The sequence below is a fragment of the Arthrobacter sp. MOO21 genome (assembly GCF_057369995.2).
Map to the genome: position 1 here is coordinate 696,324 of NZ_CM170671.2, position 25,418 is coordinate 721,741.

The following is a 25,418-nucleotide window of genomic DNA, read 5'->3' on the forward strand; positions in this document are numbered from 1 at the left end:
CCCGCCGCCACCTGATGGTGCGCTCGCTCGTTGCGGCAGCCGTTGTGCCGGTTCTGGCATTCGGCTCAGTGAGTTGCGTCCCGGACGCCACACCCGCTCGAAGTGCTGCACCGGAAGCGGCGGCGCATGCGGTCGGAAACTCCCCCTCCGCCATCCCACCCAGCGCCGTCCCACCCAGCGGTGAGGCCATGCCCGTGGGAGACCTGCCCGGATGGACCCAGGTTTTTACGGAGGATTTCCTCAGCGGGAACGTGCCGGTGGGTGGATTCCCGGGCGCCGCCTACGGCGCGAAGTGGAGCGCCAACTACGCTGACGGTACGCCGGACACCGCCGCCCAGTTGTTGCAGTCAAAGTCCGGCTATTACCCGTCAAAGGTCCTAAGCGTCAGCGACGGCGTCCTGGACATGTACCTGCACTCCGAAAACGGCGTCTCGATGGGTGCAGCTCCCGCCCCCAAGCTCACCCCGATCAGCGAGCGCCCCTACAACAGCCAGCTGTATGGACGCTACTCGGTGCGGTTTCGCGCGGACGCCCTCGCAGGGTTCAAGGCAGCATGGCTGCTCTGGCCCGACAGCAAGCAATGGCCGGAGGACGGCGAAATAGACTTCCCCGAGGGGGACCTCGCCGCCCACATCTATGCCGCCATGCATGGCACCGGCAGCCCGGACGGCGGCGCCGTCGACGTATTCCACACTGCGGTTACCTTCGCGTCCTGGCACACGGCAACCACCGAATGGAGCCGCGGACGGGTCGAGTTCTTCCTCGATGGCACCTTGATAGGCACCAGTACGGCGGCCGTCCCGGACACCCCGATGCATTACCTGCTGCAGACCGAGTCCTGCCTGCCGACCTGTCCCGAGCCGGAAACCAGCGGCCACGTGTACGTTGACTGGGTGGCCATCTGGAAGAAGGACTAGCCGCGGATGCTGTCGGGCCTCCAGTACCGCAGCCCGCCGCTGGTGGCCCCGTCACGGGCCACCTTGACCACGGCATATGGGAATGCCCCGCGGTCCGTCTGGTCCGGTCCCCGGCCTCGGACGTCGGAACACCACGTACCGGTGTTGATGTATCGGGTGCGGCAGCCGTCGAGCGCGGATTCCAGGGCCCGGTGGGTGTGCGCGGAGACGTACCAGGCCACTCCCGATCCGTGGGCCTTCAGCGTCCGTGCCACCCGCCCGGCCGCGGCAGGGGCGTCCTCGCTGGCGATGCTCCACCCCGCGGCGCCCAGCACCATGCGGGTGGCGGCGACGGGGAGCGCCGAGACTGTCCGGAACCGGGACAGGCGCGCCAGCTCCCGGAGGGTTGCCCCGTCGAGCGCCAGCCGGCGTGACTCGGTCTGCAGCAGCTCGCCGTAGGCGGAGCCCCGGATGCGCAGTTCCGCCAGTTCGGATGCAACGCAGGCCCGGGCAACGTCCCCGGCGCGGCTCAGCGGGGAGCCCGAGGGATGCGCGTGCCAGGCAGCGAGCGGTGGCAGGCCCAGCCCGTCGGTGCCGTTGACCGCCGTACGGAGCACCTCCGGCAGCCGGTGCAGCGAGTGGTGCTGGTGCCCGTGCTCGGCCACCAGCACGTGCGGCACGTGCAGCATCCACGGATGCACCCTGACCCGTGCCGGGTCACGGGGTGACAGCAGGGCCGACAGGCGGGCGGCAACGGCTGGACGGGCCAGCTCGACGTCGTGGTTGCCGCACACGAAGTGCAGCTCCACGCCGCGGGCCGCGGACTCCTCCAACGCCCAGAACGTGTCCAGGTGCCGGGCCAGGATGGACTCGAGCCGGCCCAGGCTCTCGTCCTCGCCGTACCTGGCCAGTTCGAACGTGTCACCGACGAACACGACGTGCTTCCGCCGGCCGGGAGCGGGGAAGACCTTGCCCGCCAGGAACTCGGGCAGGATCTTGCCGGGGTTCCTGGGATCGTCGTCGGACAGTCCCAGGTGAAGGTCGCTGAGCAGCCACCACCTGGCCGCGCTGCTCATGCGAGCAGTCCCATCACGCGTGGCAGGAAGAGGAGCAGGTAGGTCGCCCACATGATGGCGACGGCCCTGGGACTGAGGACGCGGCCGGCGAATCCCGAGGGCGTGGCGCGCCCGGCATCCGGCCCGACCCGCCGGACCTCGAGGGTGACGAGGGTGACGAGGAGAACGGCAGCGGCGAGCAGCCCTGCCAGGTTGATGATCATGTTTCCTCCTGCCGGGCGCGTTCCAGGCACGCCAAGACGGTAATGACTGACATGGCGACGACGCACGCCTGCCATGACCACACGGCGAGGTAGAACATCGCGGTGGACACGACTGTGAGCGTGGCGAAACCGAGGACGGGAACCAGCAGCGCGCCGAGCGCACGGTCGGCCACGTGCAGGAGCCGCGCCAGCGCCTGCCCGGGAAGCAGGACGAGGACGGCTGCGGCCGATAGGGCCTGGAGGGGCGCCGGCAGTCCGGCGAGCGCCGCCACGGACAGCACGACGGCGGCGATACCGAGTGCCAGGGTCAGCTTGCTGACCCTTCCGCGATTCATGGCGCCACCCCAAAGGGAGCCAGCCGGTAGGCCCGCGCGTCGGGGTTGCTGAACACGAGCTGCACGGAGTCCTGGCTGCGCAGCCACTGCTCGAATTCGTCGAAGCCCTGCTTGCTGATGTCGCCCTGGACCACCAGGCTTGCCTCTGACGACCGGGTCAGCAGGATCACGCCACCGGCCGGGTTGTGCCGGGCGTAGTCGTAGACGAGTGGTCCGCACGTCGCCACGGACAGACCGGCCTTGCAGAGGTCATCGATGGTCCGGTAGCGGTGGTCAAGGTAGCCCTCGTTGCGCCAGGGCGTCGGGTGCGCCGCCGAGATGACCGCCGAGCCAGGAGGTGCCAGGCGTTGCACCGCATGGACGGCGGCGAGCTCATTGTCAGTGAAGACGTCAAACCGGGCATTTCCGAACCGGCCCGTCACCGTCATCGCGGCCAACAGGCAGCAACAGAGCGCAAGGGCGCCGGTGGCAAGGAAGGAGGGGCGGGTGCCGCCACGTGCAGGAAGCAGGACCGAGGATGCCTGCATGGCAATGAAGGGCAGCGCGAACAGTGAAACGCGGATCAGCATTTCCCCGCCGTACGACTGCGTGGGAAAGAGCAGCAGCGGGGTGACGGCAAGGAGCACAACCCTGATATCCAGGCGCTTTTTGCGCCAATCCCACAACGCACCCGCTATGGCGAGCGCCCACAGGATGACGGTGAGGAGCATCCGCACCTGCACCACCAGCAAGTGGCCGGGAGACCCGCTGACCCGGTCGACGATGTTGGCCTGGGTCGCGGCCTGGAGCCCGGCGTCCGCCAGCGGCGGATGCCCGTCGAGATAGGGGCTCGCGGGGTAGGCGAGCCAGAGCGCCAGCACGACGGCGGCGATGAGGGGCAGCCGGCTGGGCCACACGTGTCCCGTCAGGGTGAGCGCAGTGATGGCGATGAGCACCATGAACGGCGTCAGCTGGTGGCTGGCGCTGATGACGACGACCAGCAGGAGGGTCACCACGAGTGCGCTCAGCCGGTGACGCGCCCGGGACTCGGCTGGCGTCCGGCCGCGCCACCACACGGCGAGCCCGGCAGGCCGGAAACCGGGAAACTTCGGAGGCTTCGCGCCCAAAGGGCCGATCACCAGTGCGATCACGACGAGGTAGAGGAAGAGCCCGAAGGCCTGGGGCGAGAGATAGTCCTGGTCCTGCCAGTTCCCGAGGCAGAAGATCCAGAGCACCAGCCAGCGGCGCCGGGGATCGGTGGTCAGGTGGCGCATCAGCACTCCGAGCGCCGCGAGCCACAGCCCTATGTCCACCACCGGTGCCCACAGGGCCACGGACACCGGGTCGATGCCGCTGGCCCGCAGCAGCGTCGCAAGGAGTGCGAAGAACCCCGGCCAGTTGAAGTACGCATCGATGTCCGGATTGATGTCCTGGGTGCTCGCGAGGGCGTCGGCGATGCCCAGGTGGCGGAAGGCAACCTCGCCCCGGGGGATGTCGGTCACGAAGATGGCCGTTCCGAAAAGCATGAGCACCAGCACCGCGATCAGCCAGATCATGACCGGGCGGCTCGCCGGTCCCGCGGCGTTCCCCCGCAGCGCAGCGACGAAGGCGAGGTTCAGGAGCACCACCCCCGCCCAAAACGGGTAAGGCAGCACGGCGACAAGACCAAGGTCGCTGTCGATGGGCACGGTCACTGTGGAGGCGGCCCAGATGGCGAGCGCCAGCGCCACGGCTCCTGCCAGGGCACACAGGATGTCGCGGGACTTGATCCGGCCCTTGGTGGGGCTGGCCGGTTCAACCACGGAGATCATTGCGCCTCCAGCTTGATCCGCCGGAGGACCATGAGCAGCCGCGCGCCCACGGCCGCGGCGCCGACGGAGAGCACCACCAGCCACGCCAGGGCCATGGTGGTGGCCCCACTGCCCGCGGCCAACAGCGCTGCGGTGCAGAGGGTGCTTCCGAGCGTTACGCCGACCACGATCGCCTCCGTGTAGCGCCCCCGGGCACGGCACACAGCGTTGTAGGCCTGCAGTACCGCGTACGGCACCAGCCCGGCTGCCAGCAACTGCAGGGCGCCGGCGGACGCGTCGGCGTACCGCTCCCCGAGCAGGCCAAGCAGCGGGCGGGCGAAGAGCACGAGGACGACGGCGGCAAGGCCTCCCACGATGAGCGACCACCGCAGGCTGGCCCAAGTGGTTAACACCAGGCGTGCGGGATCGCGGACACCCTCGGAAAATTGGACAATGCCCATCAGCACCGGCGCCGTGTACGCGGCCCAGGCCATCATCCATGCGGGATACCAGTAGGCAGCGGCCTCCGGCGCCACCGTGTGGGCGAGCAGGAGCGGCAGCAGCAGTCCGGGGGCGCGCTCGGTGAGGGTGAGGAGCTGATTCGGGATGCCCACGGCCAGGAGTGGGCGCTCGCGCATGGAGCGCAGGGACGGCCTCGGACGGTATCCCACCAGCCGTCGCAGCTGGACTGCACCGACGACGCATGCCACGGCCGTCGCCAGGGTCCAGCAGGCCAGCAGCACGTCGGCGGGGGCACCGCGGGCGAGCCAGGCCACGAGCGCCGCGGCTCCGAGGGAGACCGCGCCACCCAGCACGTACCTTGAGGTGGCGCTGGCACCGCGGCCCAGCGCCACGAGCGCCTGGTCCAGCACGATGACCACCGTTCCGGTGACGGCCGCCAAAAGGAACATGGCCCAGAAGAGAACCGATGTCGAGGCCGTGTCCGGGGCCGCCGCCGACTGCAGGGCGAGGTAACCGAGGGCCAGGACGCTGCCTGCTATTCCTACGGTGGCGAACGCCGAATCGAGCAGCCGGGCGGGCGGCTCACCGCGCCCCACCGAGACGATCACGGCCGACCCGGCGCCGAGCACCGCGAGCTGGGTACAAATCATCACCGCCGAGACGGCAGCAGCGGTCAGCCCGACCTCGCGGTCGGAGGTGGCGCGCGCGGCCACGATCCAGAAGGCGAAGCCCGTACCCGTCTGGGCGGCCTTCGCCAGGACGAGGCCGAGCGAGCTGCGCAGGGCGGAGTGCCGGACGCCCGAGGCGTCCGAAACAGCCGTCCCGCGCCCGGCCCTCACGAGGCCAGGCCCCTTGCCAGGCCAGCGTAGTTGTACCAGCAAAAGGCGAGGTAGTACCTCAGCCACCGGGGCTGGCCGGCGGCCAAACTCAGGGCGCTGCCGCGGACTGCCGCAGCGGCGGGCAGCAGAGCCAGCCTCGCGCCACGCCACCCGTGTTTGCGGATCATCCGCCCCAGCCCGGTGCCGTCCATGAGGAACTGGTCGAGCGCGAAGGCGAAGTCGTCGGCGGCGAACCGGTGTTCAACAACCACCCGGCGTGATACGGCCGTGCGCAGTCCTGACTGCCGCATCCGCCAGCGCAGTTCGATGTCCTCGCCCGATTTGAACGAATCGTCGAAGCCCATGCCAAGCATCAGTTCCCGGTCCACGATGGTGGCCACCAGCCCGAACCAGTTGCGGCTGCGGCCGGTGCGGTGGTGGTGGGCCAGCGCCTGCCCCCAGTAGCCCGGGCCGCCCACGCTCTCCAGGCCGGCCTGGAGGGCGTCGTAGCCGCCCTCCACCAGCTCCGTGAGCAGGTCGGCTACACCGTCAGGCCCGAACACGACGTCGGTGTCGACGAGCAGGACCCACCGGGTGCTGCTGTTGCGCACGCCCAGGGTCCGGGCCCATGGCAGGCCCCTGCCCTCGTCGCTGAGGACCCGTGCCCCGGCTGCGCGGGCCATGTCGACGGTGCCGTCGGTGGACAGGCCGTCCACCACGATGATTTCGGCGACACCGGACTGGCGCAGGGCCTCGAGGCATCGTGGGAGCATGTCCTCCGCGTCGCGGGCCGGGACGACTGCGGTGACCTCGGCTGGGCTGGGAGCCATGGTGTCCCGCCCTCAGGCCCGCTCGTCCAGGACCGATGGCAGCAGCTGCTCGAGATAGCGGACGATGTCATCCGACGCCTCGTCCGCCGTGTATGCGGACGGCACCTGGAGCAGGTGGCAGGGCCGGCCGTCCAGCGCCTTGCTCAGCACGATGCCCTTCGTGCTGAAGTGCTCGCGCCAAGGGACGACCGACGTGGCCGCCAATCCGGTGACCACCCGCTGCGAGAAGCCCGCCATCTCGATATGGAAGTTGCCGAGCATACGGTCCACCATCCACTCGCTCGTCCGCTCGACCAGCCGGGACCGTGTGCCCTCGAACCGCTCGACATAGATGGCGGCGGCGAGCGGGGCCGAGGTGGTCACCTCCCGTCCCGGGAATGCGGTGGCCGGGGTGACCATGCGGTGTTCGGGTGACCACCGGCGGGAGAAGTCCGCGAGGCGCGGATAGCGGATCACGTACGGGTGCACCAGGGTGGTGAGGCGGCTGACGCTGTTGGAGAGCTGTGAGGGGACGAGGGGTTTCCGGACGCCTTCGAACAGGTGCGGGTAGATGGCCCGGTGGTGGGGCTTGATGAACATCGGCTTTGCATAGCCCAGCAGGGTGGCGTCCTCGGCGAGGAAGGCCCAGTCGTCGCCCATGAAGGACCATCCGTCCCGCCGCATCAGTTTGGCTACGGTGCTCGTCTTGCCGGTGCCCCCGGCGGCGGGAAGCGCGATCGCGTGGCCCCGGTACGCCATCGTCGCCGCGTGGATCATGCCTGCCCCCTTGCCGACCATGGCGGCGTCGAGGACGGGAACCACGGAGGTCAGCAGCTCGCCGGGACCGTGGATGCGCCATTGGTCGGTGTCCCTGACGATCTGCACCCGGTCGGCCTGGAACCGCACGCTGTTGGCCGTGTAGGCGAGTTCGTGCTCCACGAGGCCCGCATCAGGCATCGGTTCGGGCCGGTCGTCGACGAGGATGTCGGCGGGCCGTTCGGTGTCGGAGGCGAAGCATGCCAGCATGCTTTGGAGTTGGGCGGCTGCCGGCGCCTTGGCGTCGACGCGGATCGTGATGCGGCCGTGGATATCGAAGTGCGGTGCCGTGGTCTGCCGGGTGCGCATGGGTCGTCCCCTGTCTCGGTGGTGTTGGTCGGTTGGTCTTGCTGCGGCGGTCGCTCTCTGCCGGTTCAGCCGGGCCGTCGCGGCGGCGGTCGCCTGGTGGGCCGGTTCACTTCACTTCCCGCCACGGACTGACGCCGGCCAGTGGCGGCTGGTTCAGGCGCCGGCCAGGCACCTGCGCCATCCGCCGTCCCCGAAGGTAGCCTGCCGCCGTGCAGGCCACGACCGCCACCAGTGCGGCCGCCCGGCTGAGTCCGCCGGGATTTCCGCGGCTCCAGTCGCTTATTCCGGTTAGGAAGGCCCGGGTCAGGATGTTGCGGACGTAGCGGCGTTCGGGGCCCAGGGCCCTTTTATGCCCGACAATGTGGGCGACCTGCGCCTTCGAGATCCCTTCGGACCAGGACCTGGCAAGCATGTACCGGACTGTTCCCCTGTATGCCGGAACGTGGTGGCGTACCAGCGCGGCCGGCTCGTAGACGATGCGGCATCCGGGGGAACCCATCTTCGACCGGATGCATATTTCCGTCTCCTCGCAGCCCAGGGGGACGGAGCCCCGGCGTCCCAGGGCGAGGTTGAAGCCACCCGCCTGCCGCACGACGTCAAGCCGGAACGACATGTTGGCGCCGATGACGTTCCTGACCTCGGATGCCACCCGCGGCAGGCCCCGGTGGCTGCAGCCGACGATCCAGTCGAGTTCTTCACCAAAGAAGCGGGGGCGCCCCGCCTCCCACACAGGTTCCACCCGGCCGCCTACTGCGAGGACCTCGGGGTCGTCATAGAGCGCCATGATGCGTTCAAGCCAGTCCGGCGCCGCCTCGGCGTCGTCGTCAAGGAAGGCGACGACGTCAGAGTCCGCCAGGCCTACGCCGGTGTTGCGTGCCCCGGAGAGTCCGCGCGGGCCAGTGTTCCTGACGATGGTGACGTCGTCCACCGTCTCGGTCAAAAGGTCGAACAGCTCCTCGTTGTGGTCAATGACCACCAGGACGTCCTTCGGAGCGCAGCTCTGGGCGCGGAGGGACTCGAGGACATCCAGCAGCCAGCCCCAGCGCTCCGAGGTGTAAGCGCAGATGATGACGGTGACACTTGGCGAAGGAAGGGGTGTCATTTTAGGGCCCGCTCACCACGGACAGAACACTTGTCGGATCGGTGGGCGTCCGCGGGAAGCTCACCCTGGCGTATGCGTATTTGACGCGGCGCAGCGCCTCCGGCCGGGCGCCGGCGGTGGGCGCCTCCCAGAAGAAGAACTCGTGGGCCATCGTCCCCAGCACCCGCCAGCCGTCCCGGAAGGTTTGGAGGTTTGAGGCGCCGGAGATGCGGTCCAGTTCCAGGCTGGGGACCTCGGCAATGCGGAGGCCGGCCTTCGCCGCCCGGACGATCAGTTCGGTCTCGATCTCGAATCCGTCGGACTCCAGCTGCAGGACTTCCAGGCATTCGCGCCGGAAAGCTATGTAGCCGTAGCAAAGGTCAGAGTAGTTGCTGTGCAGCACCGTGTTGGCCAGACCGGTCAGGGCACGGTTTCCGGTCCGCCGCAGCCAGGTCAGGTCCTCCGAACCCCCGCCCGTAACGTATCGGGAGCCTTTGACGAAGTCGTAGTCATGCTGGAGCGGGGAAACGAACCAGCCGATTTCCTGCGGATCCATGCTGCCATCGGCATCGAGCATCACGATGATGTCGCCTTTGGCCGCGGCAAATCCTGACCTCAGCGCGACGCCTTTGCCCTTGCGCAGCTCGTCGACCACAACGACGTCTTTGCGGATGGCCCGTGCCACCCCAACGGTATTGTCCGTGGAACGGCCGTCCACGATCACGACCTCATCCACGTACAACGGCATCCGCCGAAGGACCCAGGGAATGTTTTGGGCCTCGTTCAAAGTAGGAATTACTACGCTGATGGACGCTCTCTGCGGCACTGCTGCCGGCTTGGGAATCGAACTTGGGGGCTGGGTGGAAATCGACAAAAGCCTCACCACTTCATGGCGCAATAATGACGATTGCCATCGGGCAGCCCGCACCGTTGAGGGCACCCGTCGGCTCTGACCGGACCAGGTCTTTCCGCGGCCCCGGCATTTGATGAGCCGGCTCCTCAAGAGGGATGCGAACCCCCGACCACTGGATCTAGAGATTGTCTGTCCGTGGCTAGAGCATAGGAGGGGCCCGGCCGGAGAGGCACCAGTAATGGGTACTCTGTTTTGATATCGCCTTCTACGTGGGGATTTCGGCCCCGCGCGGCACAGGGGTTAGGTACATTGGGGGAAACACCCCTCGCCTTAGGTAGAGAGGCACATGGATCACCGCTCGAAAGCCGCTTCGCTCTGGCCCGATCCACCGGAGCTGCCGCCGCCTGCCATCATGGACCAGCGCTGGGCCGAGGCCGTCTTCCTGCACTGGCGCATCCCCGGCGATGCCGCCGCACCCTTCATGCCGCCCGGGGTGCAACCGGATCTCTTTGACGGCAGTTCATGGGTTGGACTGATCGGGTTCAGGATGGAGGACGCCGGAATCGGGCGCGGCCCGGGAATCCCGTACCTGGGCAGCTTCAATGAGGTCAACGTGCGCCTCTATTCCCGGGAACCTGATGGGACCAGGGGCGTGGTCTTCCTGACCCTGGACGCGGACCGGCTGCCCGTCGTGCTTGCAGCGCGGGCAGCGGAAATCCCCTACGTGTGGTCGCGGATCCGCCGTACCCAACCGCTGCCGGAGTCGCCGGACAGGGCCATCGGCTACACGGTACGGCGGTTGCGGCAGGGAGCAGGAAGCAGCTTCGCCGTCGTGCCCCAGGGGGAGGCCGCGGCCGACGACCCGTTATCCGTCTTTCTCACGGCCAGGTTTGGCATGCACGGGACATTCCGGGGTCGCAGCATCTACATACCCAACACCCACCGGCCATGGCCCCTGCGTACTGCGCGTTTGCACCATCTGAAGGATGGCCTGGTTGCGGCCGCCGGGATCAGCGTCAGCGGGCCGCCGGAATCGGTCCTCTACTCCCCCGGGGTGCGGACGCAGTTCGGCTGGCCGAGGCCGGTGCTCAGCCCCGGCCGATCCGCAGGCGGAAAGGCCTAGGCGTCCTGCCAGCCGCGGCCTTCGCTGAAGGTGGCAACGAGCGTGCCGACGCCCGCCTGGAGGGAGCCGGAGGGGTCGAAATACAGGGACGCCTCGGACGCCCGGCTGTGGGTGATCAGCTGCTCGGCCTCGAGCTTCGCCTCCGGCACCGTGGCGCCGATGATGCCGGTCCGGGCAGGGAGGTCCGGCGTGTGAACCACCTCGGCGCCCGTCTGGGTCAGTGGGACGGTGGTGCCGGAGTTGATCTCGTCGTGGGGGAACTCGAACTCGGTCTCACCGGGTGCAGCGGGAACGGTGTACTCCAGGAAATAGGTCATAGCCCCACCTTTGCAGAAAAGCCGGCGCCGCCAAAAGCCCGGCACGGCTACTTGCCCAGCCCCGCCTTCCGCAGCGCCTCGGCCATCGCCGTGTTCACCGGCTGCGGTGCAGGAGCCTGCCGCGCGGGACCGCCGCCGGTCCGGGAGCCGGCTTTGCGTTGGCCAGGCGTCGCCCGTTCAGGGGTTCCCCGTTCCGGCGTTCCGCGTTCAGGCGTTCCGCGCCTGCCGGCGTCAGTCCGGCCCGCGCCGCGCCGACCGGAACCTGCCCCGCCGCCGGACGGTTCGTCGTCGAGCCTCAAGGTCAGGGAGATGCGCTTCCGCTCCGGGTCCGCCTCCAGCACCTTGACGCGGACCACCTGGCCGGACTTCACCACTTCCCGGGGGTCGGAGACGAAGCGGTTGGCCAGGGCGGAGACGTGGACCAGGCCGTCCTGGTGGACCCCCACGTCCACGAATGCCCCGAAGGCCGCCACGTTGGTGACCGTTCCTTCCAGGATCATGCCCGGTTTCAGGTCTGAAATCTTCTCAATGCCCTCGGAGAAGGTGGCCGCGGCAAAGGCCGGACGCGGGTCCCGGCCGGGCTTATCCAGCTCTGCCAGGATGTCCTGGACGGTGGGAAGGCCGAACGTGTCGTCGACGAAGTTCCGCGGGTCCAGGGATGATGCAGGCGCAGAACCGGCGGCCGCCCGGATCTTCCGCGCCACGGCGTACGCTTCGGGGTGCACGCTGGACGCATCCAGCGGCTCCGCTCCCCCGGTGATCCGGAGGAACCCGGCACACTGTTCGAACGCCTTGGCGCCGAGCCGCGGAACCTTCTTGAGGTCGGTGCGCCTGGCGAAAGGGCCGTGTTCGTTCCGGTAGGCCACGATGTTTTCGCTCAGCAGGGGCCCGACGCCGGCCACCCGGCTCAGGAGCGCGGGCGAGGCAGTGTTGACGTCCACCCCCACGGCATTCACGCAGTCCTCCACCACCGCGTCCAGGCTGCGGTCCAGTTTCGAGGCCGTCACGTCGTGCTGGTACTGGCCCACGCCGATGGACTTCGGATCGATTTTCACCAGTTCGGCCAGGGGGTCCTGCAGGCGCCGCGCGATCGACACGGCCCCGCGGAGGGACACATCCATGCCCGGCAACTCGGCGGCGGCGAGGGCGGAGGCGGAGTAGACGGACGCCCCGGCCTCGGACACCACTAGTTTCTGCGGATTCCGGTCCACTTCGGGCAGGAGCTTGATGAGTTCGGCGGCCAGCTTGTCCGTCCCACGGGAGGCGGTGCCGTTGCCAATGGCTACGAGTTCGACGGCGTGCTGCCGCGCCAACCGGACCAGCGTGGCCAGCGCTTCGTCCCATTTACGGGCCGGGGCATGGGGGTAGACGGTGTCGGTAGCCACCACCTTGCCGGTGCCGTCCACGACCGCGACTTTCACGCCAGTCCGGAGCCCGGGGTCCAGGCCGAGGGTGGGTCGGTTCCCGGCGGGCGCGGCCAGCAGGACATCGCGGAGGTTGGCGGCGAACACGCGGACGGCTTCATCCTCCGCGTCCGCGAACATCCTGGCGCGGAGGTCGGAGGTGAGGCGCGCCAGCACGCGGGAGCGCCACGCGACCTGTGCGGTCTGCATCAGCCAGCCGTCCGCGGGCCGGCCGCGGTCGGCGACCCCGAGGAACCTGGCCACCGCGGACTCGTAGCGGGCGCGGGCGGCGGCCAGGGCGGCGTCGTCCGCAGGATCCGCCTCAGCGAGGTCGAGCTCAAGGACACCGTCCTTCTCCCCGCGGAGCAGGGCGAGCACCCGGTGCGAGGGCATGCCGGCCGGTGCCTGGGCGAACTCGAAGTAGTCGGCGAACTTCTGGCCTTCGGCTTCTTTCCCCTTCCTGACCCGGGAGACCATGCGGCCCTGCGTCCACAACCGGTCGCGCAGCGTGGCGGCCAGGTCGGGATCCTGGGCCACCCGCTCCACCAGGATGGCACGGGCGCCGGCCAGGGCAGCGGCAGCGTCCTCCACCCCGTGCTCACTGCTGAAGTACTTTGCCGCTTCGCGTTCGGGGTCGAGGTCCGGACGCTTCAGCAGGGCATCCGCGAGGGGCTCCAGGCCTGCTTCACGGGCGATCTGTGCCTTGGTGCGCCGCTTGGACTTGAACGGCAGGTAGATGTCCTCAAGCCGGGACTTGGTGTCCGCCGCGAGGATCGCTTTGCGCAGTTCCGGTGTCAGCTGGCCCTGCGCCTCTACCGCTTCAAGGACCGCGCGGCGCCGGTCGGCGAGTTCGCGGAGGTAGCGGAGCCGCTCGTCGAGCTCGCGGAGCTGGGTGTCGTCGAGGGTGCCGGTGGCTTCCTTGCGGTAGCGGGCAATGAAGGGGACCGTCGAGCCGCCGTCGAGCAGCGCAACGGCCGCCTTCACCTGCCAGGCCTTGACGCCCAGTTCGGCAGCGATCTGGGCAAAGATGGCGTCCTCCGATGCCGGGGCGGCAGCAGGAGCAGGGGAAGGAGTTGGCTGTTGGGTCACCAGAACATCTTGCCTTACCCGGCTCCGGCGCTCCACCGGCCGCGGGCGCGGTGCAGCGCTGTCATGGAGGCGCCGGGTATTCCGCTGGGGGCGCCAAAGTGCTGTAGTGGACATGCCGTTGCAGGCACCAATTGCTCAAGGAAGAGGCCACCATGCGGGAACTGCTTATCGTGTTTCAGGAGGGGTTCGACGAGGCCAACATCACCGTCACGGTCAACGGCAAGGAAGCCCGGCGCGACCTGGGCGTTTCCACGAATCCCATCCTTGGCATCGCCAACGAGGTGTCGGTGGAGCTGCCGGTGCGGGGGGCGCAGGTGGGGGTTGAGGTAACCAACCGGGGCCTGAAAGCCATTACCAAGGTCAGCGGGCGGCCCAAAAGCGTGCTGGTCTCCATCGAGGACGGGCGGCTGGTGATGAAGGAAGGCACCGGCCGCGAGGCTGTCCTGTAGGGTCCGGATGCCGCTGCCGAACCAGGCTCTGGTGAGAGTCCATTCGATGGAGTAGCATCTGATCACCGCCGGCTTCCAGTGGGGTCCGGCGGGCCAAATCCACAGTTCTTCAGCCCGGGGTCGTCGGATGGCTTCGGGCGCCGGCTGCCAGGACCAGCACCCCGGACAGCCCACGACGGCGGCACCCAAGCGGGTGCCGCCGTCGTCGTTATTTTTGGCTCGCTTGGCCGGTTAGCCCCGGTATGCCGGGTAGTCCGTGTAGCCGGTGGCGCCCTCGGCGTAGAAGGTGGACGGGTCAGGCTCGTTGAGTGGAAGGCTTTCCTTCCAGCGGCGGGCGAGGTCCGGGTTGGCGATCGCGGGCCGGCCCACCACTACAGCGTCGGCATGGCCCTCGGCCACCAGGTTCACGGCTTCTTCCCGGGTGGTGACCACGCCGAAGCCGGTGTTCACCAGGAAGGCGCCGCCGAAGCGGGCGCGGAGGTCCTGGACCAGCTCACCGGCGGGCTCGTGGTGCAGGATGCTGAGGTAGGCCAGGTTGAGCGGGGCGATGCTGTCAACGAGGACCTCGTAGGTGGCGCGGACATCCGCGGCATCGGTTTCGGCGATGCCCTGGACGTTGTGCTCGGGCGAGATGCGCAGGCCCACGCGGTTGGCGCCGAGTGCTGCCACCACAGCGTTGATGGTTTCGATGACGAAGCGTGCGCGGTTCTCCGGCGATCCACCGTACGAGTCCGTCCGGACATTGGAGTTGGGCGCCAGGAACTCGTGCAGGAGGTAGCCGTTGGCGGCGTGCAGTTCCACGCCGTCGAAGCCCGCCTCGATGGCATTCAGGGAGGAGCTGACGAACTCCTGGATGACCATGGGCAATTCGTCGGTAGTCAGTGCGTGCGGCACCGGGTACGGCTTCTTGCCAGCCGGCGTGCGCACCACACCGTCGATGGCGACGGCGCTGGGAGCCACGATCGGCAGGCCGCCGGTGATGTCCGGGTGGGAGACGCGCCCGCCGTGCATGATCTGGGCGAACATCCGGCCGCCTTCGGCGTGGACGGCGCCGGTAACCTTCTTCCAGGCGGCAACCTGTTCAGCGGTGACGATCCCGGGCTGGCCGGGGTAGGCCTGCCCAGCGGGCGCAGGGTACGTGCCTTCGCTGACGATCAGGCCGAGGCTGGCGCGCTGGCGGTAATGCTCGACGACGAGGGGGCCCGGGACGCCTTCCTCACCTGCGCGGAGGCGGGTCAGTGGTGCCATCACCAGGCGGTTCGGAAGTTCAAGTTCGCCGAGGGTGAGCGGGGAAAACAGCATGCGCAGTTCCTTTCGAAGGCTGAAGACGTACTGCCTGTGCCAACTGTGGGGCGCGTGCAACTATTCCGGATGTTAGGCGAATCACACCTGTCGGTCAGCGTCCCGTCGCAGCGGCGGGGCAGCCCTGGCCCTGCGGGTTTGCGTTGCAGTCATCGGCATAGTTGCGGGTCAGCGAGCGCCACACGCTGATGGCCTGGGGCGGGGCGCTGAACTGGCCCTGGCCAGGAATCGGCAGCGGCGGCCCGGAATTTACCGAGTAGGTTCCCTGGAACGACGTTGTCAAGACCACTTGGAAGTCTCCCGTGGAAGCATATGCGTGGCTGGTCCTGGTCTTCTCGCCCCACCGGTCCTGCGGCAGCGGGCCGCCCATGGACGGCTGCGGGCCGAAGACGGTGCCGTCACCGTAGTTCCAGGTGTACTGCACCGGTGTGGCCACCACGTGCACCTTCTGGCCGAACATGGTGATGTCGAACTGCTGTTCAGCCGCCTCCGCATAGAAGTTGGTCTCGGCGCCGCGGAGTGTGTGCGGGCTGGGCTGGGCCACAACAGCTCCGGCGTTCACCGGGAGGTTCTGGAACTGTTTCTGGATGTCGGCGGCGATGCGGGGCAGGAGGTCCTCGGGCTTGGGGTCGTACAGGCAGGTCGGCCCTGAGTGGTAAGTCCAAACTGGATTCGCTATCCCCGTCGGTGCACGGTACCAAACCACGGGGATACCGTCCTCACCCTCCGGTCCACTCGCACAAGTTAGGTCCCTACCAAGGCAAGGGGTAGCGAACTCTCCTCCATCCAAATCGCACTGGTACTCATACTTGTACTGGTACGGGTCTATGACTGGGGCACCTGTCTCATCTTGCTCAAAAATGCCCGTTGTGGGATTTGGCCGCCAACTACCTCCCACGGTTGCACCATTCCCAGCCCATCCCGATCCGATAGAAGGGGGACCCTCTTCCGCCAATGCAGAAGAAGGGGTGATCACCAAGTAGAGACACACCAGGGCTCCTAGCAGCGGGAGCATCCCCCGGAAAAGTGTCTCCATCACTTAACCATGTGCTCGACTGTCTGGGCTCTCCAACCTGCATCCGTGTAAGAAGCCACAAGGATGTCAGGTGTTGTGGGGAGTGCGTCCAATTTCCCCTTCACACTTCCGTCAGCAAGGTGGTAACTGATGCCCTCCTGGCGGACCTGAACAATAGCCTGATAGGTAGACGGCTGAGACTCGACGAAGTTGCTATCCACGGCTTCAACAGAGAAACGGCCCCCGGCCAACCACCGCCCATCCGTATGCCAATCCGTCACTTCCTTCTTCACCTTCGCGCAACTTGTGCACGACGGAACAGAAACTGCCTCAAGTGGGGCCATGTCGCCTGTTTCATACGCATATCCAAGCGTGGAGTACCAATACTTTGCGAACGCCTCCAGCCCCTCCTTCGTCTCCGTCTTGGCCACCTCGGGCAGCACAGGTACGGGGACGTTCTGGGCAGGGCCAGATGCGTCAGCCGGTTTGTAGGCAGCACTGGGCGTAGGGGTTGGAGTGGCCGAGGCGCTGGGTGTTGCGGCCTCCGTTGCCGCCCGGGAGGTGGACCCTGGATCTGCGGGCGCGCCGCCGGCACAGCCGGCCAGCACCAGGGCGCCGGCAACAAGAACGGCTCCGGCAGTGGAACGCACGGCAAGTGGCGCAAAGAGGTTCTGTGATGTCATGGGCCGCTATTCCCCCAGTAGTTTCAAGACGGCTTGCTCCGGACAGTGCCTTAAGGGTAGCCCACGTCACAATTCGCCGATCAAACTTATCCACAGGCACCCGCGCCCCGTTCCACCACCGCTGGCGGGCCGGGAAAGAAGTCAAAAGGAAAGCCGGCGCACCGTTGATGCGCCGGCTTTCCTCCCCCAACTACCCGCGCGGCTACTTCTGCGCGGGCAGCACCAACTCCCCTGTCTTGTCCGTGGACAGGGCGAGCGAAGAAACGTACTGCGGGCCGCCGTCGGGCGCGTCCTGGGCCGAGCGCACCATGTCCGGCCGTTCGAACTCGATCCCAGTCACGTGGCACAGGAGCTTGGCGTCACTGGGGTTTCCGTCGGCGTCGAACATGGGCAGGTCGATGCCGTCGTCGGTGCGCCGGAGGTAGTAGCGGCCGCGGGTCATCACGGCCAGGACCGGCGGCAGGACCAGGGCCAGGCCAACGGCGAAGATCGGCGAGTACGGCTGGATGGCTGAACCAAAGGCGCCGAAGAACACCGCGATGGAGATTCCGGCCGAGGCCAGCATGGACCCAAACCCTACGGGGTTCACGGCGTAGAGCATGCCGCGCCGGAACTCCGGGACCTTCGGGGAGATCTTGAGCAGGTACTTGTTGATGGCGATGTCGGCCGCCACCGTGACCACCCAGGCCATGGCGCAGTTGGCGTAGAACCCGAGGATGGTGTTCAGGAAGTCGAACATGTTCGCTTCCATCAGGACCAGCGCGATGACCAGGTTCACCACCACGAACACCATCCGGCCGGGATAGGTCTTGGTGATGCGGGTGAAGGAGTTGGTCCAGGCCAGCGAGCCCGAGTAGGCGTTGGTGACGTTGATCTTGATCTGTGAAATGACCACCAGCACCACCGCAAGCGTCATGGCCAGCCAGGCCGGCATCATTTCCTGGTACACGCCCAGGAACTGGTGCACGGGCTCGTTCGCGGTGGCGGACGCGGCAGGATCCAGCGTGGCGATCAGGTAGACGGCGATGAACAGGCCCACGATCTGCTTGATCGCGCCGAAGATCACCCAGCCCGGACCCGCCAGGATCACGGCCCTCCACCAGGCACTGCGGTTCGCGTCCGTGCGCGGCGGCATGAACCTCAGGTAGTCGATCTGCTCGGCGATCTGCGCCATCAAGGACAGGCACACCCCGGCAGCGAGCATGACGGACGCCAGGTTGGGGCCGCCGTCCCCGCTGGCGCCTGTGTACGCGAAGAAGCTGTTGATGCTCTCCGGGTGGGAGACCAGCAGGTAGCCCACCGGCACCACCATCAGGAGCAGCCAGAGCGGCGTGGTCCACACCTGCAGCTTGGCCAGCGTGTTCATGCCGTAGATCACCAGCGGAATGATGATCACCGTGGACGCGGCGTATCCCAGCCACTGTGGAATACCCAGCCCCAGCTCCAGGCCCTGCGCCATGATGGAGCCCTCCAGCGCGAAGAAGATGAAGGTGAAGGTGGCGAAGATGACGTTGGTGACAACGGACCCGTAGTACCCGAAGCCGGAGCCGCGGGTGATCAGGTCCAGGTCGATGTTGTAGCGGGCTGCGTAGTACGCCAGCGGGAAGCCGGTGGCGAAAATGACGACGGCGGCCACCAGGATGCCGAGGATCGCATTGACGGTGCCGTACGAGATGCCGATGTTCGCGCCGATGGAGAAGTCGGCCAGGTAGGCAATGCCGCCCAGCGCACTGGTGGCCACCACCCCGGCGCTCCACTTGCGGTAGGAGCGCGGGGCGAACCGCAGCGTGTAGTCCTCGAGGCTTTCCTTGGTGGCGTTGAGGGCGGCGGCGTTGCCCGCCGTCGTGGTGGCCGGAGAACCTCCGACGACGGCGGCAGCGGGCGGCGCCGTCGGCTCCAGTAATTGCGTCGATTGTGTGTCGTTGTCCATGAAGTGGGTCGCTTTCGTTGGCAGGCTTTTCGTTGTCTGCGTGCGACGCTATCCAGCTGGGAAGACAGCCCGGTCACAGCATTATTTCGGGAGTGTTAAGTCTTGACCGGTCTTGTCAACAAAAGCCGTGGCCGCCGGTTGTGGCCGCCCCACAAAAACGGACGGACAGCGCAGGGCTAGCGTCGGGGAGAGAATTTCCTCCCGAGACAAAGGACCATTGATGACGCAGCACGCAATCCTGGAAACAGCCCGTCGGCAGGTCCTGGAGCAGGGCATCGGCCTGTCCGAGGCACAGCTGGTGGAGGTCCTCCGCCTGCCCGACGACGCGCTCCCGGCCGCCCTGGACCTGGCCCACCAGGTCCGCCTCCGCCACTGCGGCGAAGATGTGGAGGTGGAGGGCATCATCTCCATCAAGACCGGCGGCTGCCCCGAGGACTGCCATTTCTGCAGCCAGTCCGGCGTGTTCGACAGCCCGGTGCGCGGCGTCTGGCTGGACATCCCGGAACTGGTCGAAGCCGCGAAGGAAACCGCCGCCACCGGCGCTACCGAGTTCTGCATCGTGGCAGCGGTGCGCGGCCCCGACGTCAGGCTGATGAACCAGATCAAGTTCGCGATGGACCGCATCCGGGAAGTTGTGGACATCAACATCGCCTGCTCGCTGGGCATGCTCACGCAGCGGCAGGTGGACCAGCTGGCGGAGTGGGGCGTCCACCGTTACAACCACAACCTGGAAACGGCGCGCAGCTACTTCCCGCAAGTGGTCACCACCCACACCTATGAAGAACGCCTCGAAACCTGCGCGATGGTCAAAGCGGCGGGGATGGAACTGTGCTGCGGGGCGCTGATCGGGATGGGCGAAACGCTGGAGCAGCGGGCAGAACTCGCCGCCCAGCTCGCGGCGCTGGAACCGCATGAAGTACCGCTGAATTTCCTCAACCCGAGGCCCGGCACGCCGCTCGAACACCAGGAACTCATGGACGGCAGGGACGCCCTCCGCGCCATCGCCGCGTTCCGCCTGGCAATGCCCCGCACCGTGCTGCGCTACGCGGGCGGCCGCGAGCTCACCCTCGGCGACCTGGGCACCAGGGACGGACTCCTCGGCGGCATCAACGCCGTGATCGTCGGCAATTACCTCACCACCCTGGGCCGCCCCGCGGATGCGGATCTCAGCCTCCTGGTGGACCTCAACATGCCCATCAAGGAACTGCAGAGGACCCTGTGAACAGCCCCGCCCCACGGCGGGCCGAGGGGCCGTACTGCGGACTCTGCGGCAAGCCCGCAAGCAAGGCAACGGACGACGGCGGCGACCTCCCGCCGTCGAACGCCCACCTTGGCTGCGCCAGCCTTCTCCTCCTGGAACCACCGCGCTTCTGTGCCTCCTGCGGACGCCGCCAAAAGGTGCAGGTGTCACCACAGGGGTGGTGGGCCACGTGCTCCCGGCACGGTGTGACGGCTTCAGATTAGGTGCCAAAGGCCTCTAGCGCCTTTCTACTGAAGGTAGAAGAATGTCCACATGATGTTTGAACACGCCGACGGCAACCCCGTCCTGGAACTCGATGATGAGCAGTCGTGGCGCCTCCTGGCGGCAACCAAGCATGGCCGCCTGGTGGTCTCGGTGGCCGGGGAACCGGACATCTTCCCCGTCAACTACGTGACCTCGAACCGCAAGGTCTACCTGCGGACGGCGCCGGGCAACAAGCTGGCCCAACTGACCATCAACGCCCAGGTCCTCTTCGAAACCGACGGCATCCTTTCCGAGGAGGCGTGGTCGGTTGTCCTGCGCGGGAGCGCGCGTGTCCTCAGCAACTCGAACGAGCTGGCAGCCGTGGAAGAACTCGGCCTGAAGACCTGGGTCCCCACCCTCAAGGACTTCTACGTGGAGATCGAACCCAAGTCCGTCAGCGGGCGGCACTTCGTGTTCGGCGAACAGCCGGAACGGGAGATCTAGCCGCTCCTACACTGGAGGGGTGGCGGACAACACCAGTGCGGACCGGCTCACCCCGGAGCAGCGCAGCTGGAACATGTCCCGGATCCGCGGAAAGAACACCAAGCCGGAGCTCGTGGTGCGCCGGCTCCTGCACGCCAAGGGCTACCGCTACCGGTTGCATGGCACCAGCGGCGGCAAGCGGCTGCCCGGAAACCCCGACCTCGTCTTCGCCGGCCGCCACAAGGTGATCTTCGTCAACGGCTGCTTCTGGCACTTCCATGACTGCCGGGTGGGCCAGCACGCACCGAAAGCCAACGCGGAGTTCTGGGCCGCCAAACGTGCCCGCACGCGGGAGCGCGACGCCGGCCAGCGGCGCCAGCTGGAAGACGCCGGCTGGGAGGTCCTGACCGTCTGGGAGTGCGAGCTCAAGGATGGCTCCGCCCTGGAAGCGCAGCTGGTGCGCTTCCTGGAGGCCCGCCCCTAGCTGTGCCGGGCCAACAGGTCTGCGCCGTCAGGGCGCCCAAAAAACCGCAGTCTCATCAAGAAACCCACAATTCTCCTTCCGGCCCCGGTTGCGGGGAGGGAACAGCCCTAACCTGATCAAGAACACACATACCCCGCCTCTTCACCCTGTTCCCCGAGGGTGGGAAAACCAGCAGAAAGGAGTGTCATGAGCACCCCGGATGATGCGCCCAAGCCGCTGGTGGACCAGTCCGTTTTGGACCGGCTGCGGGAGGAACTTGATGAACAAGAGGGGTACAGCAGGGTCTTCGTGGGGAACTTCATCGACTTCCTGCCGACACGGCTGGACCGGCTACGGCTCGCCCTGACCACCGGGGACCTGGAGGGTTCCATGGACGCTGTCCTCAGCCTGAAGACCTCCAGCCAAATGGTGGGGGCAGAACGCCTGGCCGGCCTGGCCATGGACCTGGAGGCCGAGATCCGGGCCGAGGCCCGGCACGCCGACATGGCTGTGGCGCTGCCGAGGCTGGCTGCAGCGTTCCTGCGGCCGATCACCCTGTGCAGCCGGCAAACCACGCACCGGCTGCAGGCTCAGTGCTGTCCCGGCGCCAAACGGTAACCCACCCCGCGGACGGTCTGCAGCCACCGTGGCTGCTGGGGCGAATCTCCCAGTTTCTTCCGCAGGTTTCCCATGTGCACTTCAACCGAACGCTCGTCGGCCTCGCTGATGTAGCTGCCGACGTCGTAATCCTCATCGCGGAGCCGGCGCACCAGGTCCGACTTGGTCCGCACGGTGCGGCCCGCTTCAAGCAGGGCGTACAGGAGTTCGAACTCCGTGCGGGTCAGGTTCATCTCCTTGCCGTCCACAGTGACGGTGCGGGACGCGTAGCTCAGCTCCAGCCCGTTATGGCTGAAATTGCCCCTTTCCGGATGGGCGGAGCCATCCGCTGCGGGATCCACGGCAACGTCACCGGGATCGGGTGCTGATCGCGGCCGCCGCATCATGGCGGCAACCCGAGCACGGAGCTCCCGCGGCCGGAAGGGCTTGGTGAGGTAGTCGTCCGCGCCGGACTCAAGCCCGATCAGGGTATCCAGCTCCTCGGTGCGCGCCGTCAGCATCACGATGTAGGCATCCGAAAACTCGCGGATCTGGCGGGAAACTTCGAAGCCGTCGATGTCCGGCAGTCCCAGGTCCAGGGTGATGACATCCGGGTTCAGGGTTTTGGCCAGGAGGACCCCCTCGGCTCCGCCGCTGGCGACGGTCACCTCAAACCCGGCCTGGGTCAGCACCGTACGAACCAGTTCCCGAATGTCGTGGTCATCCTCGATGACCAGACCCACACGTGCCTCACTCATAGAGCCCCCTCAGCAGCCGACGTCTGAAGTATAACCGGCTGCGGATATCCTGCTGGTATGGCCACACACACCCCGACTTCCACGCCTCCACGCGATGAGTGACCCCGTGGCCTGGTCTTCGGGGATGCGGCTCTTCAAACGCCCCTTCCACGAATACCGGCTCACGGACCGGGTGGCGATGAGCCAGATGCCCTTGTTCGTGACGAGCCTCCTGACAGCGTTCCTGGTCTGGGCCTTCTTCACCGAAACCATGAACAACCCGCTGTTCGTGACCTTCCTGGTATCGCAGCTGGTCCTCATGGCACTGTGCTACCTGGTCCCGTGGGACCGGCTGCCCTATACGAGCTTCCTGGCCATCCCCCTCCTGGATTTCGTCTCCATCGCACTGGGCAGGGAGGGCGGCCAGGAAAGCCTCACCGGCATCAGCCTGCTGGCGGTATTTCCGGTCATCTGGATGTGCGCATCCGGCTACTACCCCAGGGCTGCCCTCTGGTTCTCCTTCCTGGGGCCACTGGCCATCATCTGGGTCCCGCTGCTCCTCAAGGGCAACTACGCACCGCAGGACTTCGCCCGCTCCCTGCTCCTGCCGGTAATGATGCTGGGTATCGGTGTGTCAGTGAGCGTCCTGACCCTGAGCATGATGCGGCAGCAGAGCCAGCTGGAGGAGAAGGACGAGCAGCTGCGGGCCAGCCTGCGCACCAGCAAACGCCAGGAAGAGCTGCTCAACACGGTGCTGGAAACCGTGCACCTGGGCGTGCTCGCGGTGGACGCGGACGGCCACGACATCCTGATGAACCGGAAACAGCGGGCCAACCATGAACTGGCCCGGCCCAAGGACATTGCAGACCCCAACGAATCCCAGCTGCTGGTGTTCGGCGCGGACCGGAAGACCCCGATTCCGGTGCAGGAACGCCCGGTGCGCCGGGCCGTCCTGGGCGAAACCTTTACCGACTACCTGGTATGGCTGGGAGAGGGGAAGGAGCAGCGGGCCGTGGTGACGACGGCACGTGCCATGACGGACAGCGAGGGCAGCTTCGCCGGGTCCGTGATCGTCTTCAGTGATGTGACCGACCTCGTAAACGCCCTCACCGCCAAGGATGATTTCGTCGCCAGTGTTTCGCACGAGTTCCGGACGCCGCTGACGTCCATCCTGGGCTACGTGGAGATCCTGCTGGCTGAGGAGCCGGAAGGAACGCAGCGTGGCAGCCTGGAGATCATCCGCCGGAATTCCGAACGGCTCCTCACCCTGGTCTCGGACCTGCTGGCCAGCCGCGACGGCCAGCTCATCGTCACGCCGCACACGGTGGACGTTGCCGACCTGGTGCGCGCCAGCGTGTCCTCAGCGATGCCCCGGGCCGCGGCGGCCGGAGTGGTGCTGGAGGCCAGGACACCCGGGGCGCTGGAAGCCAAAGTGGACAGCGCCCGGATCTCCCAGGTCCTGGACAACCTGGTGTCCAACGCCATCAAGTACTCCCCGGACGGCGGCAAGGTTGTGGTTTCCCTAGCCCGGGAAGACGGACACCTGGCCTGCCGGGTCAGCGACACCGGAATGGGCATGAGCCCGGAGGACTCTTCGGAGGTCTTCGCCAAGTTCTTCCGCACCAGCAGCGTCCGGCGAACCTCGATTCCCGGCGTGGGCCTGGGCCTGCCCATCAGCAAGGCGATCGTCGAGGCCCACGGCGGGACGATCGGCGTGGAAAGCACCCTGGGCGAAGGGACGACGTTTACGTTCCGCGTGCCGGTGTCACCGTCCTGAGCACCTCGCCCCACGACTGGTGGGCGAGGTCCCGGATGGCGGCCAGGATGCCCGACGGCGGCTGGCTGAGGTCCAGGGGGAATTCCACGATGTCGATATCGGTGTTCAGGATGCGGCGGAGCTTGGTCTCCCCCTTCCCGGCATACACCAGCCAGGCCGTAGGCACGGCGAGCGCCGTGCAGTGGGCGAGCATCTGGTAGTGGTCGGCCGTCAGGGATGCACCCCCATCCGACGCGGCACGGTATTTGGCGTTGTACGCCACCACCGGGCGTCCGCCGAGCATGTGGACGGCGTCCGGGCGCACCGACAGCCGGTCGGAGTCGCGGACGGCCTCGCTGAGGAGGGCGTTGAAACGGAGGCGCAGCTCCCCCGGGTAGGCGGACATCGCCCCGCGCAGGGCGGTGCCGACGAAGTCCTCGAACACCTGCGCCATGTCCACCACGAAGGACGCGGTCTGCTGCCTGCCCTCCCCCGTTTCGGCAGAGGCATTGCGCAGGATCAGCTCGGCGAGCCTCAGCACTGCGTGGTAGCGCAGGTTCATCCGGGTGGCTTTCCACGGCGGAAGCGGGGCGCCGGACCGAAGGCGCGTGACGCCGTCGAGCTTTCCCTTCAGCAGGCGCAGCCGGCCCAGCACCTCCGGGCGCACCCCCGGCACCTGCGCCATCCGCTCCAGGGCGGCGCGCAGGATCCGGTTCTCGGCGATGTCCTCGGTGAACTCGTCGTAGGAGACCTCCAGGGGGACCAGCATGCCGGGGCGGCGGGAGATCTGGTCCGAAATCCGGATGCGGCCCTTGACCGTCCGCAGGGACTCGTCCACGGTGAGGTAGCCCTGCAGGACGCCGCGGCCCAGGGCCCGCTCGGCCAGCTGCGCGAGGGACTCGGCCAAGGCGCTCCACAGCTCCCGGTCCTCGTCCGCCGCCACGGTTTCCGGGCGGAACCCCTGTTCCCCCGCGTAGCTGAGGAGGAACAGCAGCCGGCTGAGGCCCAGCCGGTCCTTCGGCCGCACATCGAGCTGCACCGTGGGTGTCCGCACGGACCCCACTTTGCCCACGGGTTCGATCCGGTACAGCCCCATGCCCATGGGTGAGGCCTTGGCCAGGCCGCTGGAGTTCAGGTAGGCCGCGCTTGGCGCGTCGAGCCGTTCGACCAGTCCGCTGGAGAGCTCGTCCAAAACCAGGT

General features: G+C 67.3%; 26 protein-coding genes. 9 read left to right on the forward strand and 17 right to left on the reverse strand.

The window, feature by feature from the left end; genetic code table 11:
- The first annotated feature begins 188 nt into the window (after positions 1 to 188).
- Entirely contained in the window at positions 189 to 917 is a 729-nt protein-coding gene (locus tag AC2JAJ_RS03135) for a glycoside hydrolase family 16 protein (protein ID WP_486414293.1), read from the forward strand.
- On the opposite strand, the gene AC2JAJ_RS03140 is transcribed toward AC2JAJ_RS03135, so the two are convergent.
- The 9 genes from AC2JAJ_RS03140 to AC2JAJ_RS03180 form a co-directional block, all read right to left on the reverse strand.
- Entirely contained in the window at positions 914 to 1,972 is a 1,059-nt protein-coding gene (locus tag AC2JAJ_RS03140) for a metallophosphoesterase family protein (protein WP_473693726.1), read from the reverse strand. The two genes, AC2JAJ_RS03135 and AC2JAJ_RS03140, sit on opposite strands and share 4 nt — an antisense overlap.
- Positions 1,969 to 2,175, reverse strand: coding sequence for a hypothetical protein (locus tag AC2JAJ_RS03145; RefSeq protein WP_486414292.1), 207 nt, complete (start codon positions 2,173 to 2,175; stop codon positions 1,969 to 1,971). Before AC2JAJ_RS03145 ends, AC2JAJ_RS03140 begins: the two co-directional genes overlap by 4 nt.
- Positions 2,172 to 2,510: a hypothetical protein gene (locus AC2JAJ_RS03150; RefSeq protein ID WP_486414291.1), complete on the reverse strand. Its 339-nt coding sequence runs from the start codon at positions 2,508 to 2,510 to the stop codon at positions 2,172 to 2,174. Before AC2JAJ_RS03150 ends, AC2JAJ_RS03145 begins: the two co-directional genes overlap by 4 nt.
- Positions 2,507 to 4,300 carry a glycosyltransferase gene (locus AC2JAJ_RS03155; protein WP_501053355.1) on the reverse strand — a complete coding sequence of 598 codons (1,794 nt, stop codon included), beginning with the start codon at positions 4,298 to 4,300 and terminating at the stop codon, positions 2,507 to 2,509. Before AC2JAJ_RS03155 ends, AC2JAJ_RS03150 begins: the two co-directional genes overlap by 4 nt.
- Complete coding sequence (locus AC2JAJ_RS03160) at positions 4,297 to 5,580, reverse strand: lipopolysaccharide biosynthesis protein (protein WP_486414288.1); 1,284 nt, start codon at positions 5,578 to 5,580, stop codon at positions 4,297 to 4,299. Before AC2JAJ_RS03160 ends, AC2JAJ_RS03155 begins: the two co-directional genes overlap by 4 nt.
- Entirely contained in the window at positions 5,577 to 6,389 is an 813-nt protein-coding gene (locus AC2JAJ_RS03165; protein ID WP_486414287.1) for a glycosyltransferase, read from the reverse strand. Before AC2JAJ_RS03165 ends, AC2JAJ_RS03160 begins: the two co-directional genes overlap by 4 nt.
- 12 nt (positions 6,390 to 6,401) lie before the next feature.
- A complete protein-coding gene (locus AC2JAJ_RS03170) occupies positions 6,402 to 7,493 on the reverse strand; it encodes a hypothetical protein (protein WP_486414286.1) in 1,092 nt (363 codons plus the stop codon).
- A 106-nt stretch (positions 7,494 to 7,599) separates the two neighbouring features.
- Entirely contained in the window at positions 7,600 to 8,595 is a 996-nt protein-coding gene (locus AC2JAJ_RS03175) for a glycosyltransferase family 2 protein (RefSeq protein ID WP_486414285.1), read from the reverse strand.
- A 1-nt stretch (position 8,596) separates the two neighbouring features.
- Positions 8,597 to 9,502: a glycosyltransferase gene (locus tag AC2JAJ_RS03180; RefSeq protein WP_501053472.1), complete on the reverse strand. Its 906-nt coding sequence runs from the start codon at positions 9,500 to 9,502 to the stop codon at positions 8,597 to 8,599.
- A gap of 271 nt (positions 9,503 to 9,773) precedes the next feature.
- On the opposite strand from AC2JAJ_RS03180, the gene AC2JAJ_RS03185 reads away from it, so the two are divergent.
- Positions 9,774 to 10,550 (forward strand): YqjF family protein, encoded by a 777-nt coding sequence (locus AC2JAJ_RS03185; RefSeq protein ID WP_486414283.1) that lies wholly within the window; start codon positions 9,774 to 9,776, stop codon positions 10,548 to 10,550.
- On the opposite strand, the gene AC2JAJ_RS03190 is transcribed toward AC2JAJ_RS03185, so the two are convergent.
- The gene (locus AC2JAJ_RS03190; protein WP_486414282.1) at positions 10,547 to 10,867 is read right to left on the reverse strand and encodes a hypothetical protein; all 321 of its coding nucleotides are present in this window, start codon (positions 10,865 to 10,867) and stop codon (positions 10,547 to 10,549) included. The genes AC2JAJ_RS03185 and AC2JAJ_RS03190 overlap by 4 nt on opposite strands.
- A gap of 47 nt (positions 10,868 to 10,914) precedes the next feature.
- Positions 10,915 to 13,359: a Tex family protein gene (locus AC2JAJ_RS03195; RefSeq protein ID WP_486414281.1), complete on the reverse strand. Its 2,445-nt coding sequence runs from the start codon at positions 13,357 to 13,359 to the stop codon at positions 10,915 to 10,917.
- 152 nt (positions 13,360 to 13,511) lie between these two features.
- Between AC2JAJ_RS03195 and AC2JAJ_RS03200 the strand changes: the two genes are divergently transcribed.
- Entirely contained in the window at positions 13,512 to 13,808 is a 297-nt protein-coding gene (locus AC2JAJ_RS03200) for a hypothetical protein (protein WP_454482286.1), read from the forward strand.
- A gap of 231 nt (positions 13,809 to 14,039) precedes the next feature.
- Here the strand turns inward: AC2JAJ_RS03200 and AC2JAJ_RS03205 are convergent, their stop codons facing one another.
- From AC2JAJ_RS03205 to AC2JAJ_RS03220, 4 genes are all read right to left on the reverse strand, one after another.
- The gene (locus AC2JAJ_RS03205) at positions 14,040 to 15,110 is read right to left on the reverse strand and encodes an alkene reductase (protein ID WP_486414280.1); all 1,071 of its coding nucleotides are present in this window, start codon (positions 15,108 to 15,110) and stop codon (positions 14,040 to 14,042) included.
- A gap of 94 nt (positions 15,111 to 15,204) precedes the next feature.
- A complete protein-coding gene (locus tag AC2JAJ_RS03210; protein WP_486414279.1) occupies positions 15,205 to 15,816 on the reverse strand; it encodes a PKD domain-containing protein in 612 nt (203 codons plus the stop codon).
- A 329-nt stretch (positions 15,817 to 16,145) separates the two neighbouring features.
- Positions 16,146 to 16,808 (reverse strand): DUF6318 family protein, encoded by a 663-nt coding sequence (locus AC2JAJ_RS03215; protein WP_486414278.1) that lies wholly within the window; start codon positions 16,806 to 16,808, stop codon positions 16,146 to 16,148.
- A gap of 202 nt (positions 16,809 to 17,010) precedes the next feature.
- Entirely contained in the window at positions 17,011 to 18,738 is a 1,728-nt protein-coding gene (locus tag AC2JAJ_RS03220) for a purine-cytosine permease family protein (RefSeq protein WP_486414277.1), read from the reverse strand.
- 220 nt (positions 18,739 to 18,958) lie between these two features.
- Between AC2JAJ_RS03220 and bioB the strand changes: the two genes are divergently transcribed.
- From bioB to AC2JAJ_RS03245, 5 genes are all read left to right on the forward strand, one after another.
- On the forward strand, positions 18,959 to 19,960 hold the full coding sequence (gene bioB, locus AC2JAJ_RS03225) for a biotin synthase BioB (RefSeq protein ID WP_486414276.1): 1,002 nt from the start codon (positions 18,959 to 18,961) through the stop codon (positions 19,958 to 19,960).
- Positions 19,957 to 20,202 carry a biotin synthase auxiliary protein BsaP gene (gene bsaP, locus AC2JAJ_RS03230; RefSeq protein WP_486414275.1) on the forward strand — a complete coding sequence of 82 codons (246 nt, stop codon included), beginning with the start codon at positions 19,957 to 19,959 and terminating at the stop codon, positions 20,200 to 20,202. The genes bioB and bsaP overlap by 4 nt, the downstream gene beginning before the upstream one ends.
- 49 nt (positions 20,203 to 20,251) lie before the next feature.
- Positions 20,252 to 20,686: a pyridoxamine 5'-phosphate oxidase family protein gene (locus AC2JAJ_RS03235; protein ID WP_221387065.1), complete on the forward strand. Its 435-nt coding sequence runs from the start codon at positions 20,252 to 20,254 to the stop codon at positions 20,684 to 20,686.
- 19 nt (positions 20,687 to 20,705) lie between these two features.
- The gene (locus tag AC2JAJ_RS03240) at positions 20,706 to 21,149 is read left to right on the forward strand and encodes a very short patch repair endonuclease (RefSeq protein ID WP_473693756.1); all 444 of its coding nucleotides are present in this window, start codon (positions 20,706 to 20,708) and stop codon (positions 21,147 to 21,149) included.
- A gap of 186 nt (positions 21,150 to 21,335) precedes the next feature.
- Positions 21,336 to 21,746 carry an Hpt domain-containing protein gene (locus AC2JAJ_RS03245; protein WP_221387067.1) on the forward strand — a complete coding sequence of 137 codons (411 nt, stop codon included), beginning with the start codon at positions 21,336 to 21,338 and terminating at the stop codon, positions 21,744 to 21,746.
- Here AC2JAJ_RS03245 and AC2JAJ_RS03250 read toward each other — a convergent pair.
- A complete protein-coding gene (locus AC2JAJ_RS03250) occupies positions 21,719 to 22,483 on the reverse strand; it encodes a response regulator transcription factor (protein WP_221387068.1) in 765 nt (254 codons plus the stop codon). The genes AC2JAJ_RS03245 and AC2JAJ_RS03250 overlap by 28 nt on opposite strands.
- Before the next feature lie 94 nt (positions 22,484 to 22,577).
- On the opposite strand from AC2JAJ_RS03250, the gene AC2JAJ_RS03255 reads away from it, so the two are divergent.
- A complete protein-coding gene (locus AC2JAJ_RS03255) occupies positions 22,578 to 24,239 on the forward strand; it encodes a sensor histidine kinase (RefSeq protein ID WP_486414274.1) in 1,662 nt (553 codons plus the stop codon).
- Here AC2JAJ_RS03255 and AC2JAJ_RS03260 read toward each other — a convergent pair.
- Positions 24,208 to 25,410: a 5-methylcytosine restriction system specificity protein McrC gene (locus AC2JAJ_RS03260; RefSeq protein WP_486416750.1), complete on the reverse strand. Its 1,203-nt coding sequence runs from the start codon at positions 25,408 to 25,410 to the stop codon at positions 24,208 to 24,210. The two genes, AC2JAJ_RS03255 and AC2JAJ_RS03260, sit on opposite strands and share 32 nt — an antisense overlap.
- Positions 25,411 to 25,418 lie beyond the last annotated feature (8 nt).

Coding starts and splice junctions, on each gene's coding strand:
- AC2JAJ_RS03135 (WP_486414293.1), top strand. CDS start 189: ATGCCCGTGGGAGACCTGCCCGGATGGACCCAGGTTTTTACGGAGGAT.
- AC2JAJ_RS03140 (WP_473693726.1), bottom strand. CDS start 1,972: ATGAGCAGCGCGGCCAGGTGGTGGCTGCTCAGCGACCTTCACCTGGGA.
- AC2JAJ_RS03145 (WP_486414292.1), bottom strand. CDS start 2,175: ATGATCATCAACCTGGCAGGGCTGCTCGCCGCTGCCGTTCTCCTCGTC.
- AC2JAJ_RS03150 (WP_486414291.1), bottom strand. CDS start 2,510: ATGAATCGCGGAAGGGTCAGCAAGCTGACCCTGGCACTCGGTATCGCC.
- AC2JAJ_RS03155 (WP_501053355.1), bottom strand. CDS start 4,300: ATGATCTCCGTGGTTGAACCGGCCAGCCCCACCAAGGGCCGGATCAAG.
- AC2JAJ_RS03165 (WP_486414287.1), bottom strand. CDS start 6,389: ATGGCTCCCAGCCCAGCCGAGGTCACCGCAGTCGTCCCGGCCCGCGAC.
- AC2JAJ_RS03170 (WP_486414286.1), bottom strand. CDS start 7,493: ATGCGCACCCGGCAGACCACGGCACCGCACTTCGATATCCACGGCCGC.
- AC2JAJ_RS03175 (WP_486414285.1), bottom strand. CDS start 8,595: ATGACACCCCTTCCTTCGCCAAGTGTCACCGTCATCATCTGCGCTTAC.
- AC2JAJ_RS03185 (WP_486414283.1), top strand. CDS start 9,774: ATGGATCACCGCTCGAAAGCCGCTTCGCTCTGGCCCGATCCACCGGAG.
- AC2JAJ_RS03190 (WP_486414282.1), bottom strand. CDS start 10,867: ATGACCTATTTCCTGGAGTACACCGTTCCCGCTGCACCCGGTGAGACC.
- AC2JAJ_RS03200 (WP_454482286.1), top strand. CDS start 13,512: ATGCGGGAACTGCTTATCGTGTTTCAGGAGGGGTTCGACGAGGCCAAC.
- AC2JAJ_RS03205 (WP_486414280.1), bottom strand. CDS start 15,110: ATGCTGTTTTCCCCGCTCACCCTCGGCGAACTTGAACTTCCGAACCGC.
- AC2JAJ_RS03215 (WP_486414278.1), bottom strand. CDS start 16,808: ATGACATCACAGAACCTCTTTGCGCCACTTGCCGTGCGTTCCACTGCC.
- AC2JAJ_RS03220 (WP_486414277.1), bottom strand. CDS start 18,738: ATGGACAACGACACACAATCGACGCAATTACTGGAGCCGACGGCGCCG.
- bioB (WP_486414276.1), top strand. CDS start 18,959: ATGACGCAGCACGCAATCCTGGAAACAGCCCGTCGGCAGGTCCTGGAG.
- AC2JAJ_RS03235 (WP_221387065.1), top strand. CDS start 20,252: ATGATGTTTGAACACGCCGACGGCAACCCCGTCCTGGAACTCGATGAT.
- AC2JAJ_RS03245 (WP_221387067.1), top strand. CDS start 21,336: ATGAGCACCCCGGATGATGCGCCCAAGCCGCTGGTGGACCAGTCCGTT.
- AC2JAJ_RS03250 (WP_221387068.1), bottom strand. CDS start 22,483: ATGAGTGAGGCACGTGTGGGTCTGGTCATCGAGGATGACCACGACATT.
- AC2JAJ_RS03255 (WP_486414274.1), top strand. CDS start 22,578: ATGAGTGACCCCGTGGCCTGGTCTTCGGGGATGCGGCTCTTCAAACGC.